This is a genomic window from Pasteurella testudinis DSM 23072 (assembly GCF_900176075.1).
In the GTDB taxonomy this organism is placed as follows: domain Bacteria; phylum Pseudomonadota; class Gammaproteobacteria; order Enterobacterales; family Pasteurellaceae; genus Chelonobacter; species Chelonobacter testudinis.
On the sequence record NZ_FWWV01000038.1, the window covers coordinates 1 to 7329 of the forward strand.

6 protein-coding genes are annotated in these 7329 nt (G+C 47.6%); 1 reads left to right on the forward strand and 5 read right to left on the reverse strand.

Features of this window, described 5'->3' with window-relative positions; genetic code table 11:
• Window positions 1-265: ISAs1 family transposase (locus B8880_RS10975; RefSeq protein ID WP_143933410.1), on the forward strand; the 265-nt coding region annotated here is incomplete at its 5' end.
• A 98-nt stretch (window positions 266-363) separates the two neighbouring features.
• Here the strand turns inward: B8880_RS10975 and B8880_RS10980 are convergent.
• The 5 genes from B8880_RS10980 to B8880_RS11000 form a co-directional block, all read right to left on the reverse strand.
• Window positions 364-2265 (reverse strand): SurA N-terminal domain-containing protein, encoded by a 1902-nt coding sequence (locus B8880_RS10980; RefSeq protein ID WP_084257651.1) that lies wholly within the window; start codon window positions 2263-2265, stop codon window positions 364-366.
• 152 nt (window positions 2266-2417) lie between these two features.
• Window positions 2418-4844, reverse strand: a complete 2427-nt coding sequence (lon, locus tag B8880_RS10985) for an endopeptidase La (protein ID WP_084257652.1) — start codon at window positions 4842-4844, stop codon at window positions 2418-2420.
• 175 nt (window positions 4845-5019) lie between these two features.
• A complete protein-coding gene (clpX, locus tag B8880_RS10990) occupies window positions 5020-6285 on the reverse strand; it encodes an ATP-dependent protease ATP-binding subunit ClpX (protein WP_084257653.1) in 1266 nt (421 codons plus the stop codon).
• A gap of 16 nt (window positions 6286-6301) precedes the next feature.
• On the reverse strand, window positions 6302-6886 hold the full coding sequence (clpP, locus tag B8880_RS10995; RefSeq protein ID WP_084257654.1) for an ATP-dependent Clp endopeptidase proteolytic subunit ClpP: 585 nt from the start codon (window positions 6884-6886) through the stop codon (window positions 6302-6304).
• A gap of 175 nt (window positions 6887-7061) precedes the next feature.
• Window positions 7062-7329: IS3 family transposase (locus B8880_RS11000; RefSeq protein ID WP_143933427.1), on the reverse strand; the 268-nt coding region annotated here is incomplete at its 5' end.

The window sequence follows — 7329 nt, forward strand, 5'->3', positions numbered from 1 at the left end:
GGCAAGTGCGGAGCAATTATCGCACAGTATTCGCGGTCATTGGGAAGTGGAGAATAAGGCGCACTGGGTGCTGGATATGGTCTATCGGGAAGATGATTGTGTGATAAGCAAGGATGACGGCGCGGAGAATATGGCGATATTGCGCCGTTTTGCGTTGAATTTATCGCGGCTTCACCCGGCTAAAATGAGTATGCGGATGAAGCTGAAAGCAGCGGGTTGGTCAGATGAATTCAGGTCAGAGCTGATGTTTGGTGTTGTTGGTTGATTATTAGACAAAGTGCGCGGTTGCCCTGTCAAGACCGCATGAAGTGCGGTAAAAAAATCCCCGTCCAAAGACGGGGAACGAGAGTCAAATATCGCGGATTAGGGTAAATCACGTTGTTGGATAAAATCTTGATTAATTTCGATTTTCGCCTGATTACGCAAGGATTGGATCAGACTGTTATATGTTTGCAGCTGCTTGCCCTGCAAATAACTGAGCGCCAAAGCCTGTTGCTCATTGCTGTCGGCGACACCGTCGCTGACACTGACCAACTCCGCCAAATAAACTTCGCCGTTGCCGTCTTGCAACGCTTTATATACGCTTTTACCTTCTGCCGCCGGAATCGAAAACACCCCTTCGCGCAACTGCGCATCCTGCATTCTGGCATAAACGAAACGTTGTGTTTGCGCTGCCAAACTTACACCTTGCGGCAATACGACATTTTGCGGCTGTGCTTGTTGCGTATCGCCCTGATTCAATGCCGCCGCCGCTTTTTGCGCTTCACTCAGTAAAAACGCTTCGGCTTTCTGCTGTTTCAGGAACGTCACAATATCGGCTTTTGCTTCTTCCAGTGTTTTTGTGCTAGCGGCTTTGTGATCCACTACGCGCACAATTATCGAATGCTGTTCTCCGACGTTAATTGCTTCCGAATTCATGCCGCCTTGCAGCAAATCGGTATCGAAAATGTTATAGACCACATTCGGGAAATTCAGTGCGGTCGGCACATCTTGGCGTGAAAAATAGTCGGTTTGGGCGGCTTTTTTACCGACGGCTTGTTCTACGTCGGCGAGTGAAGCCTGATTTTCAAACGCTTTTTCCGCCGCTTCTTTTTCCAGACGGAAGAAGCCGCTTGATGTTTGCTCGTTACGAATTGTGTCGGCTATTTGGCTTTTCACTTGATCCAACGGCTGCACTTCGCCTTGCTTGCGCTCCAGCACCTTAATCAAATGGTACGCCCCATCGACACTCACCGGTTGGCTGACTGCGCCGACGTCGGTTTCATAAGCCGCATTTTCAAAGGCCGCTGGGAAAGCGCCGTCGGTCGACCAGCTCAGATCGCCGCCATTGACTGCCGACAATTTATCTTGCGAATGTGTTTTCGCCAATTCGGCAAAATCAGCACCGTTTTGTATCTGTTGATATAAATCTTGCGCCGTCGCTTGATCTGCCAACTGGATATGCGCCAAATGCTGGCTGGTTTTGCCGCTGAATTGCGCCTTGTTGTCCTGATAATACTGTGAGATTTCAATATCGCCGACATTGATATTTTTTTCTACGTCCGGTTTGGCAATATCAACATATTCGACCTTAACCAGCTCCGGCACCATAAATGCGGCTTTATTGTCATTATAATACTGTTCGACTTCCTGCTCACTCACCTGCTGTTTTTCAATTTCAGCAGCCAACGGGAAAGCCGTCAACCGCACTTCGCGGGTTTGGAAAATCTGTTTAATCAATTGATTCAAATGGGCTTCGCTCAAGGTTTCCGAGCCTAACAAACCTTGCTGCAACTGCTGCATCGCAACCGAAGCGCGCAATGTCTGGGCGTAATAATCGGCGCTGATGCCGTTAAAGCGCAAGAAACTTTGATACAGTTCATTATCGAACTTACCGTCTTTTTGGAAGTTAGGGCTGCTGACAATCGCGCGTTTGATTTGCTCATCACTGACCGCTAAGCCTAAAGACTGTAAATATTGTCCCAACAACGTTTCATCAATCAAACCGTTCAAGACATCTTGTCTGAAACGAGTAGAAAATTCAGGAGAATCCATCAAGAGTGAGAATTCCGCTCCCATTTGATCACTAAAATTACGCGTTTGCAGCTGCAAGGCAGATTGAAATGACTGCTGGCTGATCTCATCACCATTGACTTTGGCTGCCGAAGTATCGTGCGAGCCAACCAAATAAGTGCCGACACCGCCCAATACAAAAGAAATGGAAATCAGTACAAAGACAACTTTCCACATCACACCGCCTACGCCATTCCCCAATTTTTCCAACATAACTGTTTTCCCGTTGCTGATTAATTCTAAAAATATTGCCGGATTATATGTGAAATGCGGGTGTTATGCACGAATAATCCGTTTCCACCAAAGGCAAAAAAGCCAAATTTACCGAATTGCAGTCGGTCAATTTGGCCTTGTTTGACGGTAAATTAATTCACAATCGACGAAGGTTGTGGTTTGTTGCCGCGTTTTTTACCGGCCACCACCACTTTCTCCGCTGTCGCCACCGTCGGTGTCACCATTTGTATACCTTCCGGCGGATTTTGTAATGCCAGTGACAACACTTCGTCGATATTTTCTACCACACGGATATCCAACTGCGCTTTCACATTATCCGGAATATCTTCTAGATCCTTGATATTCTCTTTCGGAATCAGTACCAGCTTAATACCGCCACGGTGCGCTGCCAGCAATTTCTCTTTCAAACCGCCGATCGGTAACACTTTACCACGCAAGGTGATTTCGCCGGTCATCGCCACGTCCGCACGCACCGGATTACCGGTCAGACTCGATACCAGTGCGGTACACATGGCAATCCCTGCGCTCGGACCGTCTTTCGGTGTCGCACCTTCCGGCACATGGATATGGATATCGCGTTTTTCATAGAAATCCGGATTGATCCCTAAACGTTCTGATCTGGCACGCACCACCGTCATTGCCGCTTGAATCGACTCTTTCATCACATCGCCCAACGAACCGGTATAGCTCAATTTGCCTTTCCCTAAAACCGAAGCCGCTTCAATCGTCAGCAAGTCACCACCCACTTCTGTCCACGCCAAGCCGGTGACTTCACCGATACGGTTTTCAGTATCGGCACGCCCGTACTCAAAACGTTTTACGCCCAAATAATCATGCAGGTTATCTTCATTCACCACCAACGACTTCACGCTTTTATCCAGCAGCAGGTTTTTCACCGCGCGGCGGCAGATTTTGGAAATATCCCGTTCCAGAGAACGCACCCCGGCTTCGCGGGTATAAAAGCGGATAATGCCCATAATCGCACTGTCTTCAATCGCCAATTCGCCTTTTTTCAGCCCGTTGCGTTCCATCTGTTTTGCCACCAAGTGACGTTTGGCAATATTCAGCTTTTCATCTTCGGTATAACCTGACAGGCGAATCACTTCCATCCGATCCAACAGCGGTGCAGGAATATTCATTGAATTCGAAGTTGCGACAAACATCACGTCGGACAAATCGTAATCCACTTCCAAATAGTGATCGTTAAAAGCGGCATTTTGCTCCGGATCCAAGACTTCCAGCAAAGCCGAAGCCGGATCACCGCGCATATCTGATGACATTTTATCGATTTCGTCCAACAGGAACAGCGGATTTTTAACCCCGACCTTACACATTTTCTGGATCAATTTGCCCGGTAAAGAGCCGATATAGGTTTTACGGTGTCCGCGGATTTCGGCTTCATCACGCACGCCGCCCAACGCCATACGCACATATTTACGTCCGGTAGCATTGGCAATCGACTGCCCCAGCGAGGTTTTACCCACCCCCGGCGGCCCGACCAGACACAGAATCGGCCCCTTGACCTGATTCAAACGGCTTTGTACCGCCAAGTATTCCAAGATCCGCTCTTTTACCCGTTCCAAGCCGTAATGATCAGCATCCAGCACTTTTTGTGCATTGGCCAAATCTTTTTTCACTTTGCTGCGTTTATGCCATGGAACTTGCACCAACCATTCGATATAGCTGCGCACCACCGTCGCTTCCGCTGACATCGGCGACATCATGCGTAATTTTTGCAGATCCGCTTCGGCTTTTTCGCGCACCTCGATCGGCATGCGTGCCTCTTCGATTTTCTGGCGCAACGCTTCAATCTCATCGTTATGGGTATCCTGCTCGCCCAACTCTTTCTGAATCGCCTTAATCTGCTCATTCAGATAATAGTCGCGCTGGCTTTTCTCCATCTGTTTTTTAACGCGGCTGCGGATTCTTTTCTCCACCTGCAAAATATCCAGCTCGGACTGCATGGTGCCGATCAGAAATTCAAAGCGCTCGATCACATTGTTTTTTTCCAACAATTTCTGCTTGTTTTCCAGCGCGATCGGCATATGCGCCGACATCGTATCGCTTAGGCGTTCGGCATCATCAATGCTGCGCAATGCGCTCACCACTTCCGGCTGCACTTTTTTGTTCAATTGCACATAGGAGTCAAACTCGTCCAAACTGCTGTTTTTAATAATCGCCAGCTCTTGCTCGTCGCCCCGCACGCTGTCAATGGTTTCAATGTCGGCGGAGAGAAACTCGTCATCATTTAATGCAATAATTTTGGCGCGTTTTTGCCCTTCGACCAGCACCTTGACCGTGCCGTCCGGTAATTTCAACAATTGGATAATATTTGCCAAAGTACCGACGGAATAAATGTCATCGCCGCTCGGATCTTCTTGTTCCGCTTGTTTTTGCGCAACCAACAACAGCTGTTTGCCGCTTTCCATCGCTTTTTCCAAGCTCAAAATAGATTTTTCCCTTCCCACAAATAAAGGCATAACCATAAACGGGAATACCACGACATCGCGCAGCGGTAACACCGGAATATGTGTTTGTATGGTTGGTTGTGTGCTCATTATTTCATCTCTCTTGCTTACATTGGGGATTAATAAATTCTATATTGGGTTATTGCTTGAAAATCTCAAGCACTATTTAATATTTTGCTAAAATTTTCTATCAAAACAGCGGTTGGATAAAACAAAAGTGCGGTTGGAAACCGCACTTTGACTATAGAATTACCAATATGGGGCATTAACCCGCCTGATCCATCTTGTATTCTAACCTCGGCGGTTGCTGCTCCTCGATGACCGCAAGGTCAATCAACACTTTTTGCAAATTATCCAATGACGGTAAATCATACATCGTATCCAGCAATACCGCTTCAAGGATTGAGCGCAAGCCGCGTGCGCCGGTTTTACGCGCCAATGCTTTTTTCGCCATCGCCACCAACGCTTCTTCGGTAAATTCCAGTTCCACATTTTCCAGATTGAACAGGGTTTGATACTGTTTTGTCAGCGCATTTTTCGGCTCGGTCAAGATTTTCACCAACGCTTCTTCATCTAATTCCGTCAGAGAAGCCACCACTGGCAAACGGCCGATAAACTCCGGAATCAGCCCGAATTTGATTAAATCTTCCGGCTCCACCTGCTTCAGCAATTCGCTGAGACCGGCTTTATCTTTCTCGCCTTTCACCTCGGCACCGAAACCGATACCGCTGCGCACGTTATTACGCTGATCCACCACTTTATCCAAACCGGCAAACGCGCCGCCACAGATAAACAGGATTTTAGACGTATCCACGCGTAAAAACTCCTGCTGCGGATGCTTGCGTCCGCCCTGTGGCGGCACGGAAGCGGTCGTACCTTCAATCAGTTTCAGCAGCGCCTGCTGCACACCTTCGCCGGAGACGTCACGGGTGATTGACGGATTTTCCGACTTACGCGTAATTTTGTCGATTTCATCAATATAAACAATACCTTGCTCGGCTTTTGCCACATCATAATCGCAGCGTTGCAGCAGTTTTTGAATAATGTTTTCCACATCTTCGCCTACATAGCCGGCCTCGGTCAGCGTGGTCGCGTCCGCCATCGCAAACGGTACATTCAGCATACGCGCCAAGGTTTCCGCCAACAGTGTTTTTCCGCTACCGGTCGGACCGATCAGCAAAATATTGCTTTTGCCCAACTCAACCTCGTTGGACAGCTGGCTGTTCAGACGTTTATAGTGGTTATACACCGCCACTGCCAGCACTTTTTTGGCGTGATCCTGCCCGATGACATAGTCGTCCAAATGCTTGCGGATTTCGTGCGGCGTCGGTAATTTTTCCTGCACTGCCGCAGCATTGGATTCACTCTGCCCGTTTTCCTGCGCACTGTTCTGCTCGTCTTCCGCCAGCAAATCATGGCACAGCTCAATACATTCGTTACAAATATATCCGGAAACGCCGGCAATCAATTTTTCAACTTCATGCTGCTCTTTGCCGCAAAAAGAGCAGTGATGTTCTTTCTCGTTTGACATTATTTTGTTACCCAAATTAAATTCGTTGCGTTAAAACTTCGTCCACCAAGCCGTACGCTTTGGCTTCGTCAGCAGACATAAAATTATCACGTTCGGTATCTTTTTCGATTTTATCCAGCGGTTGCCCAGTATGGAATGCCAAGCGGCCGTTCAGGGTATCACGGATTTTCAAAATTTCCTGTGCATGAATTTGGATATCCGATGCCTGTCCGCGATAACCGCCCAGCGGTTGGTGAATCATCACGCGCGAGTGCGGCAAAGCAAAACGTTTACCTGCCGCGCCGCCTGCCAATAGGAAAGCACCCATTGAGCACGCCTGTCCGATACACAACGTGCGCACATCGGGCTTGATAAATTGCATCGTGTCATAAATCGCCAAGCCTGCCGTCACCACGCCACCCGGCGAGTTGATATATAAATTGATGTCTTTTTCCGGATCGACCGATTCCAAATACAATAACTGGGCGACAATCAAATTCGCCATATTGTCTTCAACCTGTCCGCTTAAAAAGATAATCCGCTCTTTTAACAAGCGTGAATAGATATCATAGGCTCTTTCGCCGCGTGAGGTCTGATCCACCACCATTGGTACTAAACTCATTGTTTTTCCTCTATTTATTCTGTTCTTATACAAAAACCAGCCGCCTTGCCAGACAGGACAATGTTCGACATTCTACCCTAAAACCGCTTAAAAAAGCACAACTATCCGTCGCCTTTGCGACGGCTATAAAACAAAAGTGCGGTCAATGTGATCTGACCCCCAAAAGTTGGACTGTTTAATGAAAGAATTGGGTTCGATATTGTATCGGACTTAATCCTTTTAATCTTACTTGAATTCGTTCTGCATTGTAATACTGAATATATTGATGAACCGCCTGTTCAATTTCATCAACCGTATCAAACTGTCGCACATAAAAACATTCTGTTTTCAGCCTGCCGAAAAAACTTTCCATCGCGCCATTGTCCAAGCAGTTGCCCTTTCTCGACATACTGATTTGAATCCGATTCGCCGCCAATATGTTGCGATAAGACGGCATTTGGTAC

Excerpts from the sequence above, each read along its gene's own strand:
- B8880_RS10980 (WP_084257651.1), bottom strand. The coding sequence starts at position 2,265 with ATGTTGGAAAAATTGGGGAATGGCGTAGGCGGTGTGATGTGGAAAGTT.
- lon (WP_084257652.1), bottom strand. The coding sequence starts at position 4,844 with ATGAGCACACAACCAACCATACAAACACATATTCCGGTGTTACCGCTG.
- clpX (WP_084257653.1), bottom strand. The coding sequence starts at position 6,285 with ATGTCAAACGAGAAAGAACATCACTGCTCTTTTTGCGGCAAAGAGCAG.
- clpP (WP_084257654.1), bottom strand. The coding sequence starts at position 6,886 with ATGAGTTTAGTACCAATGGTGGTGGATCAGACCTCACGCGGCGAAAGA.